21 protein-coding genes and 1 pseudogene are annotated in these 22,796 nt (G+C 67.9%); 14 read left to right on the top strand and 8 right to left on the bottom strand.

Annotated features, from left to right (window positions below; all coding sequences use genetic code 11):
* Positions 1–117 precede the first annotated feature (117 nt).
* The 3 genes from ACZYRS_RS13790 to ACZYRS_RS13800 are packed head-to-tail and all read left to right on the top strand — an operon-like array spanning position 118 to position 2,943.
* Positions 118–1,098 carry a tripartite tricarboxylate transporter substrate-binding protein gene (locus ACZYRS_RS13790; protein WP_198786037.1) on the top strand — a complete coding sequence of 327 codons (981 nt, stop codon included), beginning with the start codon at positions 118–120 and terminating at the stop codon, positions 1,096–1,098.
* 17 nt (positions 1,099–1,115) lie between these two features.
* Positions 1,116–1,469: a cupredoxin domain-containing protein gene (locus tag ACZYRS_RS13795; RefSeq protein WP_463419708.1), complete on the top strand. Its 354-nt coding sequence runs from the start codon at positions 1,116–1,118 to the stop codon at positions 1,467–1,469.
* 49 nt (positions 1,470–1,518) lie between these two features.
* On the top strand, positions 1,519–2,943 hold the full coding sequence (locus tag ACZYRS_RS13800) for a hypothetical protein (RefSeq protein ID WP_463419709.1): 1,425 nt from the start codon (positions 1,519–1,521) through the stop codon (positions 2,941–2,943).
* A 332-nt stretch (positions 2,944–3,275) separates the two neighbouring features.
* Here the strand turns inward: ACZYRS_RS13800 and ACZYRS_RS13805 are convergent, their stop codons facing one another.
* Together ACZYRS_RS13805 and ACZYRS_RS13810 are read right to left on the bottom strand one after the other, a co-directional pair.
* Positions 3,276–5,516, bottom strand: a complete 2,241-nt coding sequence (locus tag ACZYRS_RS13805) for an LVIVD repeat-containing protein (protein ID WP_463419710.1) — start codon at positions 5,514–5,516, stop codon at positions 3,276–3,278.
* 60 nt (positions 5,517–5,576) lie between these two features.
* Positions 5,577–6,077 carry a hypothetical protein gene (locus ACZYRS_RS13810; RefSeq protein ID WP_463419711.1) on the bottom strand — a complete coding sequence of 167 codons (501 nt, stop codon included), beginning with the start codon at positions 6,075–6,077 and terminating at the stop codon, positions 5,577–5,579.
* A 282-nt stretch (positions 6,078–6,359) separates the two neighbouring features.
* Between ACZYRS_RS13810 and ACZYRS_RS13815 the strand changes: the two genes are divergently transcribed.
* The 4 genes from ACZYRS_RS13815 to ACZYRS_RS13830 all read left to right on the top strand — a co-directional run bounded on the left by ACZYRS_RS13815 (position 6,360) and on the right by ACZYRS_RS13830 (position 9,422).
* Positions 6,360–6,800, top strand: coding sequence for a hypothetical protein (locus ACZYRS_RS13815; protein ID WP_463419712.1), 441 nt, complete (start codon positions 6,360–6,362; stop codon positions 6,798–6,800).
* Positions 6,793–7,317, top strand: a complete 525-nt coding sequence (locus ACZYRS_RS13820) for a Cif family virulence factor (protein ID WP_463419713.1) — start codon at positions 6,793–6,795, stop codon at positions 7,315–7,317. The genes ACZYRS_RS13815 and ACZYRS_RS13820 overlap by 8 nt, the downstream gene beginning before the upstream one ends.
* A gap of 255 nt (positions 7,318–7,572) precedes the next feature.
* Positions 7,573–8,445, top strand: a complete 873-nt coding sequence (locus tag ACZYRS_RS13825) for a LysR family transcriptional regulator (protein WP_198786044.1) — start codon at positions 7,573–7,575, stop codon at positions 8,443–8,445.
* Positions 8,442–9,422, top strand: a complete 981-nt coding sequence (locus ACZYRS_RS13830; protein ID WP_463419714.1) for a tripartite tricarboxylate transporter substrate-binding protein — start codon at positions 8,442–8,444, stop codon at positions 9,420–9,422. The genes ACZYRS_RS13825 and ACZYRS_RS13830 overlap by 4 nt, the downstream gene beginning before the upstream one ends.
* 55 nt (positions 9,423–9,477) lie before the next feature.
* On the opposite strand, the gene ACZYRS_RS13835 is transcribed toward ACZYRS_RS13830, so the two are convergent.
* On the bottom strand, positions 9,478–10,122 hold the full coding sequence (locus ACZYRS_RS13835) for a dihydrofolate reductase family protein (protein ID WP_463419715.1): 645 nt from the start codon (positions 10,120–10,122) through the stop codon (positions 9,478–9,480).
* 244 nt (positions 10,123–10,366) lie between these two features.
* Between ACZYRS_RS13835 and ACZYRS_RS13840 the strand changes: the two genes are divergently transcribed.
* The 4 genes from ACZYRS_RS13840 (at position 10,367) to ACZYRS_RS13855 (ending at position 14,237) form a co-directional block, all read left to right on the top strand.
* On the top strand, positions 10,367–10,936 hold the full coding sequence (locus ACZYRS_RS13840) for a shikimate kinase (protein WP_463419716.1): 570 nt from the start codon (positions 10,367–10,369) through the stop codon (positions 10,934–10,936).
* A 67-nt stretch (positions 10,937–11,003) separates the two neighbouring features.
* Entirely contained in the window at positions 11,004–11,237 is a 234-nt protein-coding gene (locus ACZYRS_RS13845) for a hypothetical protein (RefSeq protein WP_463419717.1), read from the top strand.
* A gap of 148 nt (positions 11,238–11,385) precedes the next feature.
* Positions 11,386–11,991 (top strand): hypothetical protein, encoded by a 606-nt coding sequence (locus tag ACZYRS_RS13850; protein WP_463419718.1) that lies wholly within the window; start codon positions 11,386–11,388, stop codon positions 11,989–11,991.
* A 155-nt stretch (positions 11,992–12,146) separates the two neighbouring features.
* Positions 12,147–14,237: a hypothetical protein gene (locus tag ACZYRS_RS13855; RefSeq protein WP_463419719.1), complete on the top strand. Its 2,091-nt coding sequence runs from the start codon at positions 12,147–12,149 to the stop codon at positions 14,235–14,237.
* Positions 14,238–14,281: 44 nt separating this feature from the next.
* Here ACZYRS_RS13855 and ACZYRS_RS13860 read toward each other — a convergent pair whose 3' ends face one another.
* The 4 genes from ACZYRS_RS13860 to ACZYRS_RS13875 form a co-directional block, all read right to left on the bottom strand.
* Positions 14,282–15,010, bottom strand: coding sequence for a winged helix-turn-helix domain-containing protein (locus ACZYRS_RS13860; RefSeq protein ID WP_463419720.1), 729 nt, complete (start codon positions 15,008–15,010; stop codon positions 14,282–14,284).
* A gap of 316 nt (positions 15,011–15,326) precedes the next feature.
* Entirely contained in the window at positions 15,327–16,589 is a 1,263-nt protein-coding gene (locus tag ACZYRS_RS13865; protein ID WP_463419721.1) for an MFS transporter, read from the bottom strand.
* A 9-nt stretch (positions 16,590–16,598) separates the two neighbouring features.
* On the bottom strand, positions 16,599–17,984 hold the full coding sequence (gene chrA / locus ACZYRS_RS13870; RefSeq protein ID WP_463419722.1) for a chromate efflux transporter: 1,386 nt from the start codon (positions 17,982–17,984) through the stop codon (positions 16,599–16,601).
* Between the two features lie 172 nt (positions 17,985–18,156).
* Positions 18,157–19,584 carry an MFS transporter gene (locus ACZYRS_RS13875; RefSeq protein WP_463419723.1) on the bottom strand — a complete coding sequence of 476 codons (1,428 nt, stop codon included), beginning with the start codon at positions 19,582–19,584 and terminating at the stop codon, positions 18,157–18,159.
* A 140-nt stretch (positions 19,585–19,724) separates the two neighbouring features.
* Here ACZYRS_RS13875 and ACZYRS_RS13880 point away from each other — a divergent pair, with 140 nt between their 5' ends.
* Positions 19,725–20,651 carry a LysR family transcriptional regulator gene (locus ACZYRS_RS13880; protein ID WP_463419724.1) on the top strand — a complete coding sequence of 309 codons (927 nt, stop codon included), beginning with the start codon at positions 19,725–19,727 and terminating at the stop codon, positions 20,649–20,651.
* A 140-nt stretch (positions 20,652–20,791) separates the two neighbouring features.
* On the opposite strand, the pseudogene ACZYRS_RS13885 reads toward ACZYRS_RS13880, so the two are convergent.
* Positions 20,792–21,091: pseudogene (locus ACZYRS_RS13885) on the bottom strand (hypothetical protein); the annotation flags it as partial.
* A gap of 157 nt (positions 21,092–21,248) precedes the next feature.
* Between ACZYRS_RS13885 and ACZYRS_RS13890 the strand changes: the two are divergent.
* Together ACZYRS_RS13890 and ACZYRS_RS13895 are read left to right on the top strand one after the other, a co-directional pair.
* On the top strand, positions 21,249–22,349 hold the full coding sequence (locus ACZYRS_RS13890) for an alpha/beta fold hydrolase (protein WP_463419725.1): 1,101 nt from the start codon (positions 21,249–21,251) through the stop codon (positions 22,347–22,349).
* A gap of 188 nt (positions 22,350–22,537) precedes the next feature.
* Positions 22,538–22,792, top strand: a complete 255-nt coding sequence (locus tag ACZYRS_RS13895; protein WP_463419726.1) for a hypothetical protein — start codon at positions 22,538–22,540, stop codon at positions 22,790–22,792.
* The last annotated feature ends 4 nt before the right edge of the window (positions 22,793–22,796 follow it).

Consider the following 22,796-nt stretch of genomic DNA (forward strand, 5'->3'; position numbering starts at 1 on the left):
AGGTTGAATTCCAGTACAGCGTTCACCTAAAGTGACTGCCTTAACAACCGGGCATCTTCTGCCCGGCGCAGGCGATGGATAGGATTTTCGGCTTCCTATCCCTCGAGACAACAATCAATGAAGAAGCGCTTCCTGGCGATCGCAATGGCGATCTCGGCCATCGCCGCACTCCCTGCCTTCGCCGAGTATCCCGACAAGCCGATCACGCTCGTGGTGCCGTTCGCCGCCGGCGGGCCGACCGACAAGGTGGCGCGTGACTTCGCCGAGGCGATGCGCAAGCAACTTGGCAACGTCGCCATCGCCGTGGACAACAGCGGCGGCGCGGGCGGCACGCTCGGCGCGGCCAAGGCGGCGCGCGCGGCCAACGACGGCTACACGCTGCTGCTGCACCACGTGAGCATGGCGACCTCGCCCGCGCTGTACCGCAAGCTCCCCTACGACACGCTCAACGGCTTCGAGTACCTGGGCCTCATCAACGAAGTGCCGATGACGGTCATCAGCAAGAAGACGCTGCCGGCCACCAACTTCGCCGAGCTGCGCAAGTGGCTCGAAGCCAACGCGAGCAAGACCAACCTGGCCAACGCGGGCATCGGCTCGGCCTCGCACCTGTGCGGGCTGATGCTGCAGAGCGCGCTGAAGATCGACGTGCAGACCATCCCCTACAAGGGCACGGCGCCGGCGATGACCGACCTCATCGGCGGCCAGGTCGACGTGATGTGCGACCAGACCACCAACACCACCGCGCAGATCGAAGGCGACATGGTGCGCGCCTATGCGGTCACGACGCAAAAGCGCCTGAAGACGCCCGCGCTGGCCGCGCTGCCGACGCTGGACGAGAGCGGGCTGAAGGGCTTCAACGTGAGCATCTGGCACGGCCTCTTCGCGCCCAAGGGCACGCCCAAGGCGATCACCGACAAGCTCAACGCGGCGCTGAAGGTGGCGCTGAAAGACCCGGCCTTCGTCAAGAGCCAGGAGGGCCTGGGCGCGGTCATCATCAGCGACGCTCGGGTCAATGGGCCGGAGCACAAGAAGTTCGTCGAGGCCGAGATCCAGAAGTGGGGCGCGGTCATCAAGGCGGCCGGGCAGACCGCGGAGTGATGCGCATGAAAAACGTCATGTCGAATCCGAATCGCCTCCGGGTGCAGCTTCTCGCGCTGGCCGTGCTGGCGCCGTTCGCGGGCGCCGCCCTGGCCGCTTCGCCGAAGTTCTCGGTCGAACTCGTGGGCGGCCGCATCAAGGGCGACGACACGCTGAAAGTGAAGCAGGGCGACCAGGTGCAGGTGAGCGTGGTGAGCGACCAGCCCCTGGTGCTGCACCTGCACGGCTACGACATCGAGACGAAGGTGGCGCCGCCCGCGCCCGCGCTCATGGCCTTCAAGGCCGACCTGGCGGGGCGCTTTCCGGTGCACGAGCATCGCGAGGGGGCGGGCAATCACCGCGCGGTGATGTTCATCGAAGTCCACCCGTAGGCGCGCTCTGAACTCCTTTCGATCCGCCTTCGGCTTCGCCGCGGCGTGCGTGGCCGGACGCGCCAACGCGCATGGCTTCGGCCAGCGCTTCGACCTGCCGCTGCCGCTGTGGCTCTGGCTCACGGGGGCGGGCGCGACGCTCGTGCTGACCTTCGTGGCGCTCGCGTTGTTCGCGCGGCGGCGCGACTTCGGCGCGGCGTTCCTCCGCAGCCTCGACCTGCTGCAATTCGCGGCGCTGCGCCGCGCGGCGCATCCGCTCGCGGTGGTGCTGCGCATCATCAGCTGCGCGGTGTTCGCGCTGACGCTGGCCACCGGCTTCCTCGGCAACGACGATGCGTATGCGAACCTGATCGTCACGATGGTCTGGGTGTTGTGGTGGGTCGGCATGGCGTTCTTCTGCGCGCTCGTCGGCGACCTGTGGGAAGTCGTCAATCCGCTGCCCACGGTGTACCGCGCGGTCGCCCGCGCCATCGCACGCGTGACCGGCCGGCGCGAATCGCTGAACCTGCCGTGGCCCGCGTGGCTGGGCGCATGGCCCGCGGTCATTCTGTTCTTCGCGTTCGCGTGGGCCGAGCTGGTCTGGCAGGACAAGGACGTGCCCCGCGCGCTCGCCTCCGCCTTGCTGGCCTACGCGGCGTTGAGCTGGTGCGGCATGCTGCTGTTCGGCGTGGAGGCGTGGCGCAGCCGCGCCGATGCCTTCGCGATGGTGTTCCGCGTGCTCGGCCGCTTCGCGCCGCTCGAGCTGCGCAGTTCGACGCCGACGGAGCCCGCACGCTTGCGCCTGCGTCCTTACGCCGCGGGCTTGCTGACGGAGGGGGAGGTGCCCAACTCGGTCGCCGCGTTCGTGCTCTTGATGCTCGCCACGGTCACCTTCGACGGCTTCCACGAAACGCCGCTGATGGACAGCATCGGCACCGCCGCGCAGACTGCGCGCCCGGTGGCCGAAGCGCTGTTCGCGCTGTCTTCCGCCACGGGCATGGACGAGACGCAGTGGCTCAACACCGTGGTGCTGCTGCTGTTTCCGCTCGCCTTCGTGCTGATCTTTCGCATCGTGAGCGCGTGCATGCTGCGCCTGGCCGGCAGCTCGGCGCATGCGGACCTGAATGCGATGGTGTGGAGCCTGGTGCCGATCGCCGTGGCCTACCACCTCGCGCACTACGCATCGCTGCTGCTGACCACGGGGCAGTTCATCGTTCCGCTCGCGTCGGACCCGTTCGGCTGGGGCTGGAACCTGTTCGGCACGCGCGGGCAGGCCGTCAACCTGGGCATCGTGAGCCCGGCCGGGTACTGGTACACGGCCGTCACGCTGATCGTCGTGGGCCACGTGCTGGCGGTCATCGTCGCGCACATCGAGGCGACGCGCCGCTTCGCGAGCCATCGCGCGGCGCTGCTGAGCCAGGTGCCGATGCTCGTGCTGATGGTGGCTTACACGAGCCTGAGCCTCTGGATCATGGCGCAGCCCATCGTGGGCTGATCGCCGTCTTTCGCTTCATCTGATATCGCCCTTTCGCCGGGCACCTCGCCGCTGATGCGGCAGGTGCCCGGCGCTCAGCGCTCTTTGCCGTTGCGCCAACTCAGGGCTCGCGAACTCCAATCGTCGATCGCAGCCATGTCGATATCGCCCGGCCCATGGCTCAGCGCGAGCCATCGCGCAATGAAGCAGCGGCCGCAGCACGAAGCGAGAGCGGCAAACCTCCGGCATCGACAAAGCAAGCGAGCCGGCCGAAGCCAAAAGAAAAGCCCCCGGCTCATCGCGAGCCAGGGGCTTTTTAGGGGGAGGGCCGCCGATGCGACCCGGGATCTGGATCAGCTCTTCACATTCGCCACCGACAGCTTCCCGCCGCCCTGCAGATAACCGTTGGTCGTGAACGAGCAGCCCTCGGTGCAGGTCAGCGAGAAGAAGCCCTTGTTCGCGCCGTTGTCGGTCACCTGAAGGCGGAACTTCGCCGGCTGGTCGTTGAAGGTGCCTTCGCCGTCGATCTGCACCGAGTTCTTCGTCGCCGTGACCTGCGCGCCATCCGCATCGATGGCCGAGCCCAGGCGCGTGACCGAGGTCAGCTGCACCTTGTTGCCCACGCCGTCGATGGCGAGGCTGGCGGTCGGGCCGTTCTTGCCGCGGCTGGCTTCCAGCGAAACCGTGACGTCGCCCTGTGCCGTGGCCACTTTGCCCTTGACGCTCGCGCTGCGGCTCATGCACGCGTTGTACTGCGGGTTGGTCAGCTCGATCGACACCAGGCCGCCCTGGTTCCAGCCCGTGTAGTACAGGCAGTTCTCGGCGTCATAGCGCGGGTCAGGGCGCGAGAAGTCCATCTTGCTGGGCGTGTTGCGGCGTGCGACGTAGTAGCCGATTTCCTTCGGGCTCGTCGGGTCGGTCCAGTCGGCGAAGCGGATGCCGCCCGAGGCCGCCGCGTACACCGCCACACGCATGTTGTTGCGGTCGTCGAAGTTCAGGTAGTGAACCATCGGCACGTTGCCGCCTTGCGCCACCAGCGTCGGGCAGACGCTCGCCTTGTTCGCGTCCTGCTCGAAGGTGCCGACGATCTTGGGGTGCTTCTCGTCGGAGATGTCGATCATGCGGCCGAAGCTCTGCTGCTTGCACTGGTTGGGCAGGCCGTTGGTGTCGCTGGTCGTCAGGGCATACGACTCGTCGGTCGAGACGATGTATTCCTTGCCGTTGACGTGCCGCACCCACTCGGTCGCATGCGTCGCCGAGGTCGAGGTCATGCGCGCATAGCCGCCTTGCTCGAACTCGGGGTCGGGCTGCTGGTCGCACCACGAGAGGAAGCTCACGTACTTCAGCTTCGGATCGGCCACGCGCTTGACGATGTCGCTCGAGTCCATGACCAGCAGGCCGTTGGCGCAGCTCTGGTCGCGCCAGAACGTCGTGCTCGCGGTCGGCAGGTTGCCGGCCACCTGGCCGCCGCCGCCGTACACCGCCAGGTAGATGCGCGTGCCGTCGGGGTTGGTGCTGACGTCGTGCACGTTGGTCGCGGCCATGATCCGCCAGTTCTTGTTGCTCTTCACCTCGTCGGGCAACTGCGAGCGGTTCCAGCTCAGCAGCAGCTTGGGGTTCTTCGGATCGTCCAGGCTGGTGATGTGCAGGTCGACGCGCTTGTTGTCGATGGTGTAGTTGGCAAAGTTCTCGTCGGTGGGCGATGTGCCGCCCGTGATGAGCGTCGTGCCGCCGTCCTTGGCCGTGGTGCCGAAGGGCACGCCGTACCAGGTCTTGCCGTCCGGCGAGAGCCAGCCGTCGTGGTGGCCGCCGGAGGACTGGTAGCTCGCGTTCAGCGGCACGGGGTGCAGGCAGTCGCTGACGTCGTAGACGTCCACCATCTTGTTGTCCTTGTAGCCGGCCACCAGGAGGTCGCCCGAGAGCTCCAGGCCCGAGTAGGCTTCGAGCGCCGCGGGGGTGCGCAGGATCTTTCCGTTCGGGTTGACGGGTGTGGCGGCGCTGGTCTCTTCACCGAACTTGTTGGTGCTCGTTGCCGCGACGCTGGCCGACGGTGCGGTGCCCACGACCGTGGTGTCGCCGCTCGCGGGCACGACCTGCATCCTGGAGGGCGTCTTCATGTCGAACACGATGATGCCGGTGGTGAGCGCCGCATCGCCGCCGGCCGCGCCGTCGCGGTTGGAGGCGTAGGCGCAGCGCGTCGAGCCCTTGGCCTTGATCTGCAGGTCGCCGAAGGCGCCGCGGCCGAACAGCGTGTGCTGCGCGACCTTTCTCGCGCCGCACCAGTAGCCCTGGAAGCCATCGGGGTTGGCGGTCGCGTCGTACATGGCCGACTTGGGAATGTGGCCGTTGACGCCCGGCTCGCCCTGGTCGCCGAGTCCGGGCTCGCAGATCCTGGGGGGTGTCACGTAGTCCTGCGCCACGGGCGTGGTGTCGGCGGGTGGCTGCCCGGCGCCGGCGGGCGGCTGTGCGGGCGGAATGATGAATGGCGGCGCGCCGCCGCTGTCGTTGCTGCCGCCGCACGCGGCCAGCAGCAGCGCGCTGGTGAGGGACGCGATCAACAACAGGTTGGCTTTGGAGGGTTGTCTTCTTTTCATGGTTCTTCTTTCTCTGTCAAAAAAACACGGGGAGCAGGGGAGCGGGGGAGCGTCTTTGGCTCAATGTCCGAAGGGGGCGGGGTCTCCCGCCCATGCCGGCTCCACGTCCGGGGCATGAGGAGGAGGTGCGCGGGACGGTGCCGGCACTGCGACGGTTCTGTCGGCTTCGATCACGATGGCCTGGCCCGCGCCGGCGAGCACGACGTTGTCGGCGCCGATCGCGCTGACGGTGAGGCCCTCGACGTGCGCACCGACGCGCAGTTGCACAAGCTGCGCGTCGGCCGTGCGACGCATGAGCGCGAAGCTGTCGACGCCATCGGCCGCCACGACCGTGCCGACGAGCTTGAGCGACGATACGGACAGTGCGGCATCGACCGGCTTCGCGGCCGGCGGCATCGGCGCTGGAGCGATCGGCGGGACCGGTGCGGATGCGAACGGCGCGGTCGGCGCCATCGGCGTTGGCACCACCGCGTCCTCGGACGACGGCCACCACCACTGTGCTGCCACGACGACAACGAGCGCCGTCACGAGCCACAAGAGCCAGCGGGTGCGAGTCGTCACGGAAGCCGGCATGTCGGGGTGAATGTGGTGTGGAGTGGCCGGAGAGATTAGTTGTGAATCCGGTGCTTCAGAAGATGACCAACGGTTGACTCGTTCATCGCAGGTGAGCACATGAATCGACGCGACGCGCCTGCCGCAAAGCCCCGCGGACACTCGCGCTGCGGCACGAAAGTCGCGCGGTTTTCTTCGCGCTCGCACGCCGATCGCGATGCGTTGCCGGCCCTTGAACGCGCGCGTTGCGCCGGTAACATCGCCGACTTTCAGAACAGGCAAGAGACAACGATGTTGCTGACGACAAGGAGCCTGGCCGGCGTGCGCGCGTCAGCGATGGCCGCGGCCTTGCTGCTCACGCAGCACGTGGCGGCCGATACGGTGCGCCTCGATGGGGTGCAGATCGCCGGGCACGACGCGGTCGACCCCGCGGTGCGGCGCTTCACCGCCAAGGTGACCCGCGTGGGCCAGGCCGGCAAGGCGGGGCGCATTTCCACGCTGCGCTTCGAGCCGATCGGCCCGGGCATGGTGGCGCCCAAGCGCAACGAGTTGCGCGGCTGGCGGCTGACCTTCATCCGCGGAAAGATGTTCGGCAAGACCTTGTGGCTCAAGAGCAATACGCCCGACGAGCTGACGGTGCGCAACACCGATCCCTCGATGGAAGGCGTGACCGAGGGCGACATCGTCGTCATCGAGCTGATCGACCCCAAGCTGGTCGATGCCAATGCGTAAGTCACCGCGCGAAAGGACGACGAACACGACGATCACGATGATCGGCCGCGGTGCGCGCTTGCTGCTCGCCGCTGCGAGCGTGACTCTGGCCGGCACGGCGTGGGCGCAGACCGTGAAGCTGCCGGCCGATGCGGTGGACGGCTTTCACGCCGCGCTCAAGCGCAAGGACACGGGCGGCGCGCTCTCGTACCTGGACCGTTCGCTGCTGGTGTTCGAGTTCGGCGTGACGGACCCGACCGTCGAGGCCTATGCGCTCAGCCACCTGCCGGGCGACATCGACATGGCTGCCGTGTCCGACTGGGCCTTGCAGGCCCGGCGCGTGGGCGGCAGCGGCAACGAGCGCTGGGTGCTCAGCACCTACCGCGTCACCGGCAAGCTGCCCGATGGCAAGCCGATCGACCAGGTGATGCAGGAGACGGCGATCGTGCGCCGCGCGGGCGAGAGCTTTCGCATCGTTCACTTCCACTGGTCGAGCGACAAGGTCTGGGCGCAACCGCCGCGGGTCGCCGCGCCCTGAAGGCACTCGTTCCGCGATGGGGCGCAGCCCTTCGCGTCCGGTGTGCACACCAGCAGTTAACTCGTTCACCGCAGGTAGTCATGTTGGCTGTCGCATTCACGAACTTCGAGCATTTGCACAGCGTGGCGGGTGTTGCGCTGCGCCCCTGCGCGCGCTTGCGATTGCACTGCGCCGAATGGGTCATTGCCGGATAATCGTTTAGATCACAACGAAAACTACATACGAGACACTGTGCGCGAGGCCCATTTAAGAGATTTGATAGCCGTCATCGAAACAGGCAGTGTTCGATCCGCCGCGCGCAAGCTCGGCCTTGCGCAGGCCGCCGTCAGCAAGAACCTCACCGCGCTCGAAAAATCATTGGGCGTGCCGTTGCTGGTGCGATCCGCGCGCGGTGTAGAGCCCACGGAATTCGGTCGCATCGTGCTGCGCCGCGCACGCATCGTCGATGCGGAGCTGCGCCACATGCAGGAGGAGATCGACAGCCTCAGCGGCGACACGCACAAGCTCATCACGGTGGGCCTCTCGGCCACCGCGGAGTCCATGCTGCTGCCGGTGGCCGTGGCGCGTTTTCGCGAGCACACGCCCAATGCGCTGGTCAGCGTGCTCGGCGGCCGCTCGTCGTCGACGATCGCGGCGCTGCGCGAAGCGAAGATCGATTTCGCGGTCGGCCCGCTGCCCACCGACCAGAGCGTCTCCGACCTGCACACCGAGCAGCTGTGCAGCTCCGACCTGGGCGTCGTCGTGCGCGCGGGCCACCCGGCGGCCGATGCGCGCGACCTCGCGAGCCTGGTGCCCTACGGCTGGCTCTACAGCGTGCAGCAGACCGGCGGGCCGGGGATCGTCTCGCTCATGCGCAAACACGGCCTGCCCGATCCGACGCTGGTGGCGCATTGCGATTCGTCGAGCGCGTTGATCTCCATGCTGCTGCAAAGCGACTGCGTGACCCTCAACAGCCTGGCCGCGCTGGAGCCGCTGCGGGCAGAGGGGCTCTTGAAGGTGCTGCCCATCGCGCTCGACCTGCCGCCGGCCGTGCAGTACCTGATGACCCCGACAATGCGGCCGCTGACCGCACCGGCCGCGGCGCTCGCGGCCGAGTTCCGGCGCGCGTCGCGCAGGCTGCGGCGGTGAACGGCGCTACGTCGGTCACGCGGCGCGCGATGCTCGCCGCCATGGCGGCGGCCGGCCTGTGCGGCCGCGACGCGTCGGCCGCCAACGGAACGGGCAGGGCATTGCGCATGATCGTGCCGCAGGCGCCCGGTGGTGCCGCCGACTTCATGGCGCGCCTTGTCGCCAAGGACCTCGCGGGCACGCTCGAGCGGCCGGTGTTCATCGACAACCGCCCGGGTGGCGGCATGATCATCGGCACGCAGGCGGTGGCAACGGCCGCCCCCGATGGCAACACCTTCGGCATCGTGTTCTCGCCGCACGCCGTGAACCAGGCGATGCGCCAGCACATGCCGTACAACGCGCTGACCGATTTCAAGCCCGTCCTGCTCGGCGGCCATTCGATCGTCGTGCTGGTCGCGCAGGCGGACTTCGCGGCCCGCAGCGTGGCCGAGGTGATCGCGCTGGCGCAACGCGCCGATCCGCCGCTGCAGTACGCATCGCTGGGCATCGGCTCGGTGTCGCACCTGGCCGGCGAGCTGCTCGCCATCGAGGCCGATGTGCCGCTCGCGCATGTGCCCTACAACGGCAGCTCGCAGGTCTACCGCGCGCTGATGGGCGGCGACTTGCCACTCGCGTTCGTGACGCTGGAGTCCGCGCTGCCGCACCTGCGGGCCCGGCGCATTCGGGCACTGGGCATCACGAGCGCGCGGCGGGCCGCGGCGTATCCGCAGTTGCCCGCCATTGCGGAGTCGGTGCCCGGCTTCGAACTGGTCGGCTTCTACGGCTTCGTCGCGCCGGCCCGCACGCCGTCGCGCTTTGTCGACACGCTGAGCACCGAGATCGCGAAGACCTTGCAGACCCCGCACATCCGCGACCGGCTGGCGGGCGACGGCGTCGTCGTTTCGGTCGAGCCGCCGGAGGTCTTCGCGGCGTTCCTGCGACAGCAGATCGAGAAGTACGCGGCGCTGGCCAAGCGCACGGGGATCAGGCTGGACTGAGCGGGGCGCTTGCTGCGCTTGTTGCGCGTGCCAGCTCTCCATCCCCACTGCGCTGCTACTTCTTCTTCGCGAATTTCAGGTGGATCACGTCCGGCGTCGCGACCGTCTTCACCATGGCCAGGCCCTGCAGGGCGTTGGCGTCATCGAACAGGCGCTCGCCGCCGCCGAGCAACGTGGGCGCCAGGTGAAGCTGCACTTCATCGACCAGGCCGGCCTTCAGGTACTGCTGCGCGGCGTGGGCACCGCCCGCCAATGCCACGTCCTTTCCGCCGGCCGCGCGCCGCGCCTGGTCCAGCGCACTCTCGATGCCATCGGTGACGAACGTGAAGGTCGTGCCGCCCTCCAAGACCAACGGGTCGCGCGCGTGGTGCGTCAGCACGAACACCGGGTGGCGAAACGGCGGCGTGTCGCCCCACCAGCCGTTCCACGGATCGGTCTCGCTCCACGGACCCGGCCCGCCGCCGAACATGTTGCGGCCCATGATGGTCGCGCCGATGTTGGCGAGCTCTTCCTCCATCACCGGCGTGCTCTCGTTCGCCACGCCGCCCTCCATGCCATGCGGGCGCCGCCATGCCTCCAGTTGAAACACCCACTCGTGCAATCGCTCGCCGCCGGTGCCCAGCGGCTCCTTCAAACTCTGGTTCGGACCGGCGACATAACCGTCCAGCGACATCGAAATTCTCAAGCGAAGCTTTGACATGCGGATCACTCCTTGGTGCAGGGCATTGAGGAAACAAGAAGGGCGACCGACTTGTTCGGATTGCGGATCGAGCGGCGAGTCTAGAAGTTGCGGATTCGAGTGGCAATGACAACGAAGCCACGGTTTCTGCCAATGGGCGGGCTGGCATTCAGTTGGCGGCGTTGAGTCATCGAACCGAACAGCGCGAGCGGCTACAGTCGGGCCACAGCCGACCTTCCGCTTGAGACCCTGTACTTTGCCCTCGATGCCCACCATCCTTCATCTCGTCGGCCCGGGTGGCTCGGGCAAGACCTCGGTGGGGCCTTTGTTGGGCAGCCTCCTGAGTTGGCAGTTTCTCGACCTCGATACAGAGTTCATGCGCAGCGAGGGAGACATAGCCCAGTGCATCGGCACTCATGGGTACGAAGGCTATGCACGGCGAAATCTATCGGTCTACCTCGCGCTCAAGCAGACCATGAGCGTGCCAACCGTCCTGGCACTGTCTTCGGGCTTTTTGACCTACGACGCGGACATCGATCCGCGGTATGCGGGAGTGCGTCGCGACATAGAGGAGGGCCCGCTCACCGCGCTGCTCCTGCCTTCGTTCGAGCTGGAATCCTGCGTCGACATCATCGTCAAGCGGCAACTCGCACGGCCTTATCTGGCAGGCAACAGCGTGCGAGAGGAGCAACGAATACGGGAGCGATTCCCGCGTTTCATTGCACTCCAATGCACTCGATTTCGAAGCGATGCTTCGCCGATGCAGGTCGCTTCGCAGGTCGAGTGCTTTGCCAGATCGAGGTTGCCGGCGCTTGCTTGCGAGCAGGGTCCATGAGCGCTCAGGGCGCTTCGCGTGGACAGTTCGGGCGGCTACAGTCGGTCATGCCCGGTACCCTCGAAAAATGAAACTCACACTCTCAACTTGGTTTGTCGGACTGGGTTATGTCCTGATGGCAGCCGGCATTCTTGTGCTGCTCCCGTTCGGTGATCTTCTGCCGATCGACCTGTTCGGCGGCCCGCATCATTACTACCGCGTGGTCCCAACTGAGCACAGCTGGATCGTGGAAGCATCGTTGATTGGAAGCGGCATCTTGCTGGTGCTGCTTGGACGAGCATTGCGCACCAAGGGTCAATGATGGCCGTTGACCAGAAGCAGCCGGTGGACACGCCGCTGCGACTGCACAGACGCGGCATGACCGCGAGCCGTTGCCCATCGGCCGTGAACGGCCGAAAGCCATGAGGCGGTGCGCCGCTAGGTTCGCCTTGGTCTTCGCGGTCGCTGCCATGCACGGCCTGCTTCTCGGCTACCTGAACCTCGCGAGCCGTCCGCGTGCGCCGGCGGTGGCCGACGCGCAGCGCATCGCGGTGCAGATGATCGCTGTCGAGCCTCTGCGTCCGCCCGCCATGCCGACCCCGGCCTTGCCGCCGAGATCATCCCAAGTGCCATCGACGGCCCCCGCGCCGGCCGCACGCGCACCAGTCGCACGCGCTCGCTCGCGGCCCGACACCGCGCCCGCTGTCCAGAGCGATGCGCCGAGCATCGCTGCGACCGAACCCGCCGCGCCGGTGACGCCCGACCTGCCGTCAACGGCGCAGCCGCGACCGCTCGATCTGAACTCCGAAGCCACGCGCCGCGCCTTGCGCGACATGGACAGGAGCCGCCCGCGTTCGTTCGCGGAGCAGGCCAACGGCACGCTCGGCAACACGCCTCGATCGTCGTTCGACACCCGTCTGGGCGCAGGCATCGCCACCGCGCGCAAGGGCGACTGCCAGCGTGGCGAGTTCAAGCCGTGGGCCGTCGATGTGGGCTTGGGAGAGGAATACAAACTGCCCTTGCCAGGCGTGGTCCGCGCCCTGGCCGAGGGCGAGTGCGCTCCGCTGGGGCGTTAGGCACACACCCCGTCGTCTACCAGTTCCTTGGGATAGGCAGCGCCCGCCTCGCTGCATAGCATCCCGTAACTGAACGAAACGGGGACGGGCTTGTGATTCAAACGAGGAGTCTGCAGCGCCTTGCTGCGTGGAATGCGGCGTGGGTGTTCGCATGGGTGCTGACAGCATGCGGTGGTGGAGGAGGTGGGGGCGGCGGCGGTGGTGGCATCGGTCTGCTGCCCATCGTGCCGGCCACGAGCTTCAGCATCGGCGGCAGCGTCTCGGGCCTGAACGGCACGCTGGTGCTGCGCAACAACGGCAAGGGCGATCTCACTCTCCAGGCCGACGGCGCCTTCAGCTTCGCCGACCCGGTGACGGCCGGCAACCCCTATGCAGTGAGCATCGCCCAACAACCCGAGGGCCAGACCTGCGCGGTGAGTGCGGGCCAGGGCACGGCCGCGGCGAACGTCACGGACGTGCGCGTGGCATGCGCGGCCGCCACGCACACGGTGGGCGGCACGCTCTCGGGGCTGGCTGGCGGCACGCTGGTGCTGCGCAACAACGGCGCGGACGCATTGAGCCTCACGGCCGATGGCGCTTTCGCGTTCGCACAGGCGCTGCCCGAAGGCGCGGTGTACGACGTGACCGTGCACACGCAACCGGCCGGGCAGCTTTGCACGCTCTCCAGCGCCAGCGGCACGGTCGATGCAGCCATCGCCTCGGTCGTGGCCCTGTGCGCCGCCGACCCGTTGTCGTTGCCGCCGCCCATTCCCGCGCCGCCCACCGTGGGCTATGCGCCCAAGTCGTTCCTGTTCAGTTGGCCGGCCATCGCCAACGCCACCTACTACCGCCTGGGCGAAGACCCGGGTGCCACGGGCAGCTTCACCGTGCGGGCCGACAACCTCGGCAGCACCACCTATGCGCTGCAGGACCTGGCACTGACCCAGCCGCCGGCCGCCTGGCGCTATGCCCTGCAGGCCTGCAATGCCAACGGCTGCAGCCCGTGGTCGCTGCCGGTCACGGCGGATGGCAACAAGGCGATCGGCTATTTCAAGCCAGCGGCCTCCACCGGCATCCGCAACTTCGGTCAAGGCATCGCCCTGTCCCCGGACGGCAGCTTCATGGCCGTCGGCGCTTCGGCCACCGTGGAACTGTTCACGCGCAGCGGGGGCCAATGGCAATGGGCGCAGACGCTGAGCTTCCAGGTCGCGAGCTATCCCAGGCCCGTGATCTCCAACGACGGCACCTTGCTGGCGGGCATGTTCGGCCACGATGGCGCGTTTGGCGACCAGGGCCTGGTGCAGGTGTTCTCCAAGACGCCATCGGGCTGGACGCAGGCCGACGAATGGAATCCGCCAGTGCCTCGCTCCATCGGCAACTTCGGCGCGTTCCTCGGCATCTCGCGCGACGGCACGGTGGCCGTGGTCGGAGAGTACGTGAGCCCCAAGGGCGGGAGCTTTCACGTGTACCGCAAGACAGGCGGCACCTGGGCGAGAGAGGCCACCATCGAGCCCGAGCATCCGCAGCCGGGCGGGCTGTTCGGCGTGCAGGCCAAGATCTCGGCCGATGCCAGCACGATCGTGGTGGGCGCGCAGTACGAACGCAGCGGCTCGCTCACCGATGAAACCGACACGAGCATGGCCAACGCCGGCGCGGCATTCGTCTATGGCTACGACACAGGCACAGGCACGTGGACCAAGCGTGCGTACCTCAAGGCACCGGTGCCCAGGATCGACGATCTGTTCGGGACCTCCACCGCCATCTCGGGCGATGGCGACACGGTGGTCATCGGCGCGCGCAACGAGTCGGTCGCCGGCGTGATTCGCGCGGGCGTCGCCTACGTGTTCCGGCGCAACGCGGGCGCCTACACGCTCTCCCAGACGATTCCGTCGCCCCAGCCCACGCCGAATGCCACCTTCGGGGGCTTCGGCATGGCGCTCACGCCAGACGGCACTGTCATGGCGATCGCCGCGCGCGGCGACTCGAGCAGTGGAACAGGGGTCGACGCCGACGCGACGCAGGGCGCGGCCCCGACGGCCGGCGCGGTCCACCTGTACAGCCTGGCAGGCGCGCAGTTCGTCCACACGAGGTACCTGAAGGCACCCAACACCGGAAGTGGCGATTTGTTCGGCGACGTGCTCGACATCACGGCAGACGGCCGGACGGTCGCGGTGGGGGCGACGGGAGAAGCCAGCGCCGCGAGCGGCATCGGAGGCAATCAAACGGACAACAGCGCTCTTAACCGGGGGGCGGCGTACCTCTACTAGGAAACGGATACGGGAGCGCGGAGGTCGAGCGCTCCGGCCCACGGTCAGCCAGAACTGTCTTGCGCTTCGGAGCTGCCGGAAACGGAGTCCACGGCGGAAAGAATGTAGCCATGCCCGTAGGCGGCCTGAAGAATGAATCCGTTTTCCGCACGCAGATCGAGCCTTCGGCGCACGTTGGTCACGCACACGTCGATCGTCCGGTTCTTTCCTTGGGGCGGCGGCGTCGTCTTCCAGACCGTGGCCCACAGCCAGTCGCGGCTGACGATCTTGCCGACGTTGCGAAACATCGCCTGGGCCAGGCCGAACTGACGGGGCTGCAGGCTGATCGGGCGGCCTCGAAGCAGCACGACCTGCTCCGCTTCGAGAAACTGGTAATGGCCCATGGTGATGCTGCGCTCGTGCAGTTCCTGCGACACGGCCCTAGCGTTTTTCAGCAATGCGTCGATGCGCCACCTCAATTCGCTCTCCGACATCTGCGAAGTGACGATGTCGACGAGTTGACTGTTCGAGGCTCGTTCACAGTGGGCAGGCCATCCCGACGGCTGGGCAACGAGAAGGACAGGCAAGTGGAGCGCTTCGCTCACGGCGTGCACGTTGTGCAAGGAGGTCTTGTCGACGCGAAAGCTCGTGAGGACAAGATCGAAGCGCTGCCCGCAGACAAGGGCGCCCAACAGCTCGACGATGTCGGCGAAGTACTGCGGCGAATGACCCAGCGCTTCGATCTTTCGTCCAAGCTCGCAGCGCTGGAGCTCCGGGTCATTGACCACGGCCACGGATGACGGCTCTGCAAGAGGAATGACTTTTCCTTGATTCCTTGAGGGTGACGAGGTGCAAGCAGGTGCAGTGCACGTGCGGCGGGCGCGGCGCGGGTGCGCAGCGCGCATCCCAAGCTTCCGGCGCAATGCACGGAAGCAGGCTTGAACGAGTCAACTTTGCCGCAATCCGGCGCGGTGGAAAAGTATCAGTTGCGCGATGATTTTGCGGCGCAGGAGAATGGTTCTCATGTGTCGCGACCCGACGCGACCCGACGCTCCGCGGCGTTTCACCGAGCGGAACGCAGCGCCTCAAACCCCGATCCCTTTGCGGACCTCACTCCGCATCGAGCCGGTCCCTTCGCATGGCACGCCAGAGCGCGAGGTCGTAGGCGATCTTCAGCAGCCCGCATGCGATGAGCGGCAGCGAAATCCATCCGGCTGCGAAGAGCGCGCCGCTCAAGGTCGGGCTGAGGGCCGCCGCCAGGCTGCGGGGCACCGCCGTGAAGCTGGCGGCCGCCGCGCGCTCGGGCGGCGTCACGACGGCCATCACGTAGGCAGTGCGCGTGGGAACGTCCATGGACGAGAGCGCGCTGCGGATCGTCAACAGCCCCAGCGCGATCGGCAGGTTGGGCGACAGCGCCGCGAGCACAAGGCAGACATTGGCCGGCAGGTGCGTGAAGACCATGGTGTTGAGCAACCCGATGCGCTGCGCGACCACCGGCGCCGCCAGTTGCGATGCCGCGCCCAGCAAGCCGGTCCAGAAGAAGAACACGCCGGCCTGCGTGAGAGAAAAGCCGAATCGCTCCAGGAGCCACAACGACATGAGCGCGTTGACCACCAGCCCGCCGGCGAACGCGTCGATGCTGAAGAGCGCGGCCAATCGAATCACGACGGGGCGCGAAGGCCCCAGCGGCGCCGGCGCCACCGGCACGCGGCCCCCATCGTTCGCGCCGGCCTGGGCTGGAAGGCGCCGATAGATCCAGAAAACGATCAGGCCGATCACGGCATACACCACGAACATGCCGCGCAGTGCATCGATCCGCGCAAGCGCGCTGTGCCGCGCCAGCCAGTCCGGCACGGCAGCGGCCAGCGCGCCGAGCGCCGCGCACAGCGCGCCCAGCAGGCTGTAGCGCGCGAAGAGGGCGGTGCGCGCATGGCCTTGGGCGGCCGCGGCGAGGCGGGCGTGCTCCAGGGGAAGGAACACGCTGACGTCGCCGGAACTGGGATTGAGCGTGCCGACCAGCGCCACGACCAGCAGCGGCCAGAACGAGGACAGGCCCGCAAAGCCCAGGCCGGTGGCGGCCATCAGCAGCGCCGCGCCGCGCAGCAGCCGGCCGCCCGCGAACCGGTATCCCCAGGCGCCGACCGCGAGCGTGGCGAGCGCCGAGCCCAGCATCGTCGCGGTGCTGACGATGCCTACCTCCAGCGTCCCGAGGCCGATCGACAGCAGGTAGGCCGGCAGCAGCACCGCCATGTACCCGTCGGCGAAGGCGCGAAGCCCGCGCGCGACCAGCAAGGGCAGCGCCTCGGGGTCCACGCCGGAAGGCAGCAGGCGCGCGAGACCCGTGCGCGCGCGAGGCTCGATAAGGGTGCGCATCGAAGGCACCTAGCGCAGCACGGGCAGCCACAAGGTCACCGCCAACCCGATGGCCGCGCAGGCACCGAGCAGCGGCATCACGCCGACCTTGAAGCGGAACAAGGCAACGGCCGCCGCGACGGCAATCACCGCGGACACCGCGTCGAAGCGGCCGCCAAAGCCCTGCGGCCAGAGCACGTGGTACGCGAAGAAGAGCGCCAGGTTGAGGATCACGCCGACCACCGCCGCGGTGATCGCCGACAGCGGCGCCGTGAAGCCCAGCTTGCCGTGCGTGGCCTCGATGGCGGGCCCGCCCGCGAGGATGAAGATGAACGATGGCAGGAAGGTGAAGAAGGTCACGACCGTTGCGGCCAGCGCGCCCGCCAGGAACAGCGAATCCGGCCCCAGCACCTGTTGCAGCCATCCACCGACGAAGCCGACGAACGCCACCACCATGATGAGCGGCCCGGGCGTCGTTTCGCCCAGGGCGAGTCCATCGATCATCTGTGCGCCCGACAGCCACTGGTGGTGTTCGACGGCGCCCTGGTAGACGTAGGGCAGCACCGCGTAGGCGCCGCCGAAGGTCAGCAATGCCGCCTTGGTGAAGAACCAGCCCATCTGCGTGAGCGTACCCTGCAGTCCCTGCGTGGCGATCAGCACGCCCATGGCCAGCAGCCACAGCGCAAGCCCGATCGCGAGCACCTTGAGCAGCCGCGCGCGCGAGAAGCGCGCGTGCGGCGGCGTGGGCGTGTCGTCGTCGATCAGCGCCGGGCCGTAGCTTTGTTTCGCGTTGCCATGCCCGCCACCGAGCGCGAAAACCCCGGGTGCCCAGCGCGCCCCGAAATGGCCGATGAGGCCCGCGGCCAGCACGATCGCTGGAAAGGGCGTGCCGAACGCAAAGATCGCCACGAACGCGGCGGCAGCGATGCCCCACATCCACCGGTTCTTCAACGCGCGGCCGCCGATGCGATGCGCCGCGTGCAGCACCAGCGCGGTGACGGCCGGCTTGATGCCGTAGAAGATGCCGGCCACCACCGGCACGTTGCCAAAGCGCAGGTAGATCCACGACAGCGCGATGAGGATGAACAGCGAAGGCAGCACGAACAGCGCGCCCGCAACGATGCCGCCGCGCGTGCGGTGCATCAGCCAGCCGATGTAGGTGGCCAGCTGCTGGGCCTCGGGGCCGGGCAGCAGCATGCAGAAGTTCAGTGCGTGAAGAAAGCGTTTCTCGCTGATCCAGCGCCGCCGCTCGACCAGCTCGGTGTGCATGATCGCGATCTGCCCGGCAGGGCCGCCGAAGCTGATGAAGCCGAGCTTCAGCCAGAAGCGCAGGGCGTCTGCGAAGGAAACGGATTGGAGGGGCGCGGAGGGCGCGAGGGAGGCGTTGGTCGAGGCGTCGGGCGAGGCGGTGTCCACGGAAGGCTCCGTTGTGAGGTCACCAGCGCTTGGACGGGACACCGTCTTGCTTTGCAGACCGGGAGGCTGTTTTCCCGATGGGCGGGATCGTAGCAGACCCGAAATAGCGAACCGCGATGCGCGCGGATCGCTCGGTCGCATCGGCAATGCGGGCGAAAGGAGCCGATCTCAATCACGCAGCGCGATCCCTCGCAGGGCTTCTGAGCAAGCTCACCACACTCCCTGCCAACGCAGCCACAGCCCCCACCGCCAGCCCCCAGTGCACCGCACTGTGCGACGGCATCAACCCGAACATCAAGCTCATCAACAGGCTGCCGAGCGTCAACCCCGTGAGCCGTGCGGTGCCTTGCGCGCCACCGGCCGCGCCGCTGCGTTCCTTGGGCGCCGAGAGCAGCATGTTCTGGTTGTTGGGCGTCTGGAAAAAGCCGAAGCCCAGCCCCGCGAGGCTCGTGAAAATCGCGATCGGCAAGGCCGTGTTGCCGTGCAGCGGCCACAGCGCGCACAGCGCCAGGCCGCTCGCGAAGCAGGCGCCTCCGGCCGCGCACAGCCAGGCGCTCGGCACGCGCTGGGCCAGGCGCGCCGACAGCGGCGCGGCCAGCATCACCGCCAAAGGCCAGGGCGTCATCAGAAGGCCGGCGGTCACCGCGCTCTGGCCGAGTTCGTGCTGGATGTAGAACGGCAGCGCCACAAGGGCCGCCATCTGGCCGGTGAAGCAGCACACCGAGGCAATGACCGAGACCCGAAACGAATGCACGCGCAGCAGGTCGAGCGGGATCAACGGCGCCGCCTTCGGCATCTCGCGCCGCACCAGCAGCACCATGCACACGACCGACAGCACGAGCAGCGCGCCGCCGTGCAACGGCTGCGTCATCAGCCGGTCGCTCCCCAGCACGAAGGAAGCGAACATGACCGCGTTCAGCGCGATGCTCCATACATCGATGGGGCGCGCTGAGCGCGGCGGGTTGGGCAACCCCGCGCAGGCGGCGAGCACGAGCAGCCCGATCGGCAGATTCACCGCAAAGAGCCACGGCCAACTCGCTGCGGAGAGTATGAAAGCGCCAAGGGTCGGGCCCGCCGCCGAAGCGGCCGCGACGGCGAGCGCATTCCAGCCGATCGAGCGCGCCAGCAATCGGCGCGGGTACGTGAAGCGCAACAGCGCCAGCCCGAGCGGCATCACGGCCGCGCTGCCCAGGCCCTGAAGGCACCGCGCGGCCACGAGCCATGGCAATGACGGGGCCAACGCGCACAGCACCGACGCCGCGGTGAACAGCGCGACGCCGCCGGCGAACACGCGCCGGTACCCGAAACGCTCGCCAATGGCGGAAGCCGGCAACAGGAACATGACCACGGCCAGCTGGTAGGCCGTGATGATCCACACCGCATCGGCCGGTGTCGCCTGCAATTGCTGCGCGATGTTCGGCAGCGCGATGTTGGCGATGGCGCCATCGAGCACCACCAGCACGCCCGCGCCCAGGATCGCGGCGACGGCGGCGAAGCGCCGCGGCAGGGGCAGGCCATCGGCGTCGTGCACCGCCTGGGTTTCGACGGTGCGCGCAATGGCGGAAGAAGAGGGGTTCGTTCGAAACGTGGATGACAACATGGTGTGACGACTGGAGGAGACACGCTCAATCGCGCCAGGCCAGCTTAGGACCGCACCCATCGCTTGCACAGCGCGTGGCGCGCAAGGTGTCCCTGCACGCGGCGCCTGTCGAAACCGGCGCGGCCGTGCTAGCTTCGGGCATGCCAACGGATGCCGACCTGAACCTGCTGTTTGCGCTGAACGCACTTCTTTCCGAGGGCAGCGTCGCCAAAGCCGCCGAGCGCCTGGGCCTGAGCGAGTCGGCCATGAGCCGCGCGCTCGCGCGGCTGCGCGAATCGACCGGCGACGAGTTGCTCGTGCGCGCGGGCCGCGCCATGGTGCTCACGCCGCACGCGCTGGCACTGCGCGACCGTGTGAGGGAGCTGGTGCAGGAATCGCGCGCGGTTCTTCAGCCCGCCGACGCGCGCATGGACCCCCGCACGCTCCGGCAGCTGTTCACCATACGGGCCAACGACGGCTTCATCGAGGCCTTCGCGCACCAGCTGGTGGCGCGCGCCGCGCACGAAGCACCCGGCGTTCGCCTGCGCTTCGCGCCCAAGCCCGACAAGGACGTGCGTCCTCTTCGCGAAGGACTGCTCGACCTGGACGTCGGCGTTCTCGGCGAATCGGGCCCGGAGGTGCGCGTGCAGATGCTCTATCGCGACCGGTTCATCGCGGTGGTGCGGCAGGGCCATCCGCTGCTCGCCGAAGCCGAGGTCACCGCCGAGCGCTACGCCGCCTGCGACCACGTGGTCACGTCACGCCACGGCCGCACCGTGGGGCCGGTGGACGACGCGCTCGCAGCGATGGGCCTCGCGCGCAACACCGCGGTCGTGGTGCCCAGCTTCAGCACCGCCCTGTCGGTCGCGGCCGCGACCGATCTGGTGGCGTTGATACCGTCGTCGTACTTCGAATACCAGAGGGCGCGGGGCACGCTGTGCGCGTTCCCGCTGCCGGTTGCCACGGCGCAGATCACCGTCTCGCAGATGTGGCATCCGCGCCTGGACCGGGATCCGGCGCACCGGTGGCTGCGCGGGCTGGTGCTGCAGGTGTGCAGGCCGCCGGATGCGCAGGCAGGCCCAGCGTGAGTGCATGCGCCATGGCCCGGGTCAATGCGGGTGCGCCGGCACTGCGTAGCCCAGCGGTCCCAGCGCGGCCTGGATGCGCCCCATCTGTGCCTCGCTGACCAGCTGGCCCAGCAGCTTCTGGAAGCGCGGCTCCAGCGTGCCTGGTCGCCGAGCCAGTGGTCGCGGCTCACCTCCAGCATCTTCGCGCCGATGAAGCGCTCGACCAGGCCGAACATGTTGGCGTAGGTGCGGCCCTGCACCTGGCTGAAGAAACGGTGCTCGGCCGGGGCCAGGAAAGGCAGCTCGTCGGCCAGCGAGAGGCCATCGGGCAGGAAGGTGTGCGCCAGGTCGAAAGTGCGGCCGCGGATCACGTCGCGGTCGATGTCCCAGCGGATGCGCTTGGAGGCCTCGATGGTCCGGGCGTAGCGGGAAACTTCGGCGGGGGCGGGGTGGGTTTGCATGGCAGTTCCTTTCGAGCGAGAGCCGTCGGGTCGACGTGACCGAAGGATTCACCCGCGCGGGCGGCGGCGCATGGGGCGCCTGTCCCACGCCCGCGACAGGAAAAGATCGCTCACACACCCGCGTGGGACCGATGGCCCAGGCGCGAGACAATCGGCCATGCCCGGTGCACAGCGTCCACCTCCGCTTCCGCTTCCGCGCCAGAGCCTGCGCTTTTGCACCGCGGCCGACGGCACCCGCATCGCGATCGCGTCGATCGGCACCGGCGCGCCGCTGGTGCGTTGCGCGCATTGGCTCAGCCACGTCGAGCACGACCTGCACAGCCCCGTGTGGCGGCCGTGGCTGGCCGAGCTCGCGCGCGATCACCAGTACATCCGCTACGACCAGCGCGGCTGCGGCCTGTCGGACAGCACGGTGACCGACTTCTCGCTCGATGCCTGGGTCGGCGACCTGGAGGCCGTGGTCGACAGCCTGGGCCTGCGGCGCTTTCCGCTGATCGGCATGTCGCAAGGCGGCGCGGTGGCGATCGCCTACGCGGTGCGCCATCCCGACAAGGTCTCGCACCTGGTGCTGCCCGGCGCCTACGCGCGCGGCGCGCTGCAGCGCGCCACCGGCAGCGCCGAACGCCTGGAAGCCGAGACCCTGGTCAACCTGATCCGGCTGGGCTGGGGACGCGACAACGCCGCCTTCCGCCAGGTGTTCACCAACCAGTTCATTCCCGGCGGAACGCCCACGCAGCACCAGTGGTGGAACGAGCTGGAGCGCCTGACCGCGAGCCCCGAGAACGCCGCGCGCACGCTCGAGGCGTTCCACCGCATCGACGTGACCGAGCTCGCGCGCCAGTTGCGCGTGCCCACGCTGGTGCTGCACGCACGCGGCGATGCGCGCGTGCCGTTCGATGAGGGGCTGCGGCTGGCGGCGCTCATTCCGGGGGCACGCTTCGTGCCCCTGGACAGCGACAACCACGTGCTGCTGGACACCGAGCCGGCGTGGGCCACCTTCCTGGCCGAGCTGCGTACCTTTCTCGGCACCCACCCGGCCGATGCCGATGCAGGCAAGCGCGCCGGCGATGCAGCGCTGACCCGGGCCGAAAGCGAGGTATTGCGCCTCGTGGCCACGGGCCTGGACAACCATGCCATTGCCCGGCACTTGCACAAGAGCGAGAAGACGGTGCGCAACCAGCTGTCGAGCATCCTCGACAAGCTGGGTGTGCATACCCGCGCCGAAGCGATCGTGTGGGCCCGCGACCGGCCTGCGTGACCCCGTCAGGAGATTCGAGCCACCCCAAAAATCGTGAAATAAGTCTCAAAATTCAAGAATTGCCCGGCTGGATGTAGTCCATTGGTATTGGTCTTGCGTACTTAAGGCTCGGCTTCGGTTTCGAAGCGCACGCGCCTCATGAGGGCGCCAACCCAAGGGAACACTGTCAAAAAGACGGTCAAAGACCAATGACGCACGAAGATCAAATACGGGCCGCCGAGGCCGCCGGACGGCTCGGTGACATCGATGTCCTGGACACGCAGATATCCGGCATCTGCTCGATGCTCCACGCCCTCTACATGGCGCATCCGGCACCCGAACAAGTCCGCCAGCAGTTCGATCGGCTTCTTTCCAAACTGCTCAACTCGCCCTACGTGGCGGACGAACCCGATCGCGCGCTCGTCCTGCAAGCGACGGCTGCTGCCCTGCTCAGGAATCGCTAGAAGC

The sequence above is a fragment of the Variovorax sp. AC194 genome, assembly GCF_979257995.1.

What these genes read in the sequence shown, in the direction of transcription:
- ACZYRS_RS13790 (WP_198786037.1), top strand. Translation starts at nt 118, where the DNA reads ATGAAGAAGCGCTTCCTGGCGATCGCAATGGCGATCTCGGCCATCGCC.
- ACZYRS_RS13795 (WP_463419708.1), top strand. Translation starts at nt 1,116, where the DNA reads ATGTCGAATCCGAATCGCCTCCGGGTGCAGCTTCTCGCGCTGGCCGTG.
- ACZYRS_RS13805 (WP_463419710.1), bottom strand. Translation starts at nt 5,516, where the DNA reads ATGAAAAGAAGACAACCCTCCAAAGCCAACCTGTTGTTGATCGCGTCC.
- ACZYRS_RS13815 (WP_463419712.1), top strand. Translation starts at nt 6,360, where the DNA reads ATGTTGCTGACGACAAGGAGCCTGGCCGGCGTGCGCGCGTCAGCGATG.
- ACZYRS_RS13820 (WP_463419713.1), top strand. Translation starts at nt 6,793, where the DNA reads ATGCGTAAGTCACCGCGCGAAAGGACGACGAACACGACGATCACGATG.
- ACZYRS_RS13835 (WP_463419715.1), bottom strand. Translation starts at nt 10,122, where the DNA reads ATGTCAAAGCTTCGCTTGAGAATTTCGATGTCGCTGGACGGTTATGTC.
- ACZYRS_RS13840 (WP_463419716.1), top strand. Translation starts at nt 10,367, where the DNA reads ATGCCCACCATCCTTCATCTCGTCGGCCCGGGTGGCTCGGGCAAGACC.
- ACZYRS_RS13845 (WP_463419717.1), top strand. Translation starts at nt 11,004, where the DNA reads ATGAAACTCACACTCTCAACTTGGTTTGTCGGACTGGGTTATGTCCTG.
- ACZYRS_RS13850 (WP_463419718.1), top strand. Translation starts at nt 11,386, where the DNA reads ATGCACGGCCTGCTTCTCGGCTACCTGAACCTCGCGAGCCGTCCGCGT.
- ACZYRS_RS13865 (WP_463419721.1), bottom strand. Translation starts at nt 16,589, where the DNA reads ATGCGCACCCTTATCGAGCCTCGCGCGCGCACGGGTCTCGCGCGCCTG.
- ACZYRS_RS13875 (WP_463419723.1), bottom strand. Translation starts at nt 19,584, where the DNA reads ATGTTGTCATCCACGTTTCGAACGAACCCCTCTTCTTCCGCCATTGCG.
- ACZYRS_RS13880 (WP_463419724.1), top strand. Translation starts at nt 19,725, where the DNA reads ATGCCAACGGATGCCGACCTGAACCTGCTGTTTGCGCTGAACGCACTT.
- ACZYRS_RS13890 (WP_463419725.1), top strand. Translation starts at nt 21,249, where the DNA reads ATGCCCGGTGCACAGCGTCCACCTCCGCTTCCGCTTCCGCGCCAGAGC.
- ACZYRS_RS13895 (WP_463419726.1), top strand. Translation starts at nt 22,538, where the DNA reads ATGACGCACGAAGATCAAATACGGGCCGCCGAGGCCGCCGGACGGCTC.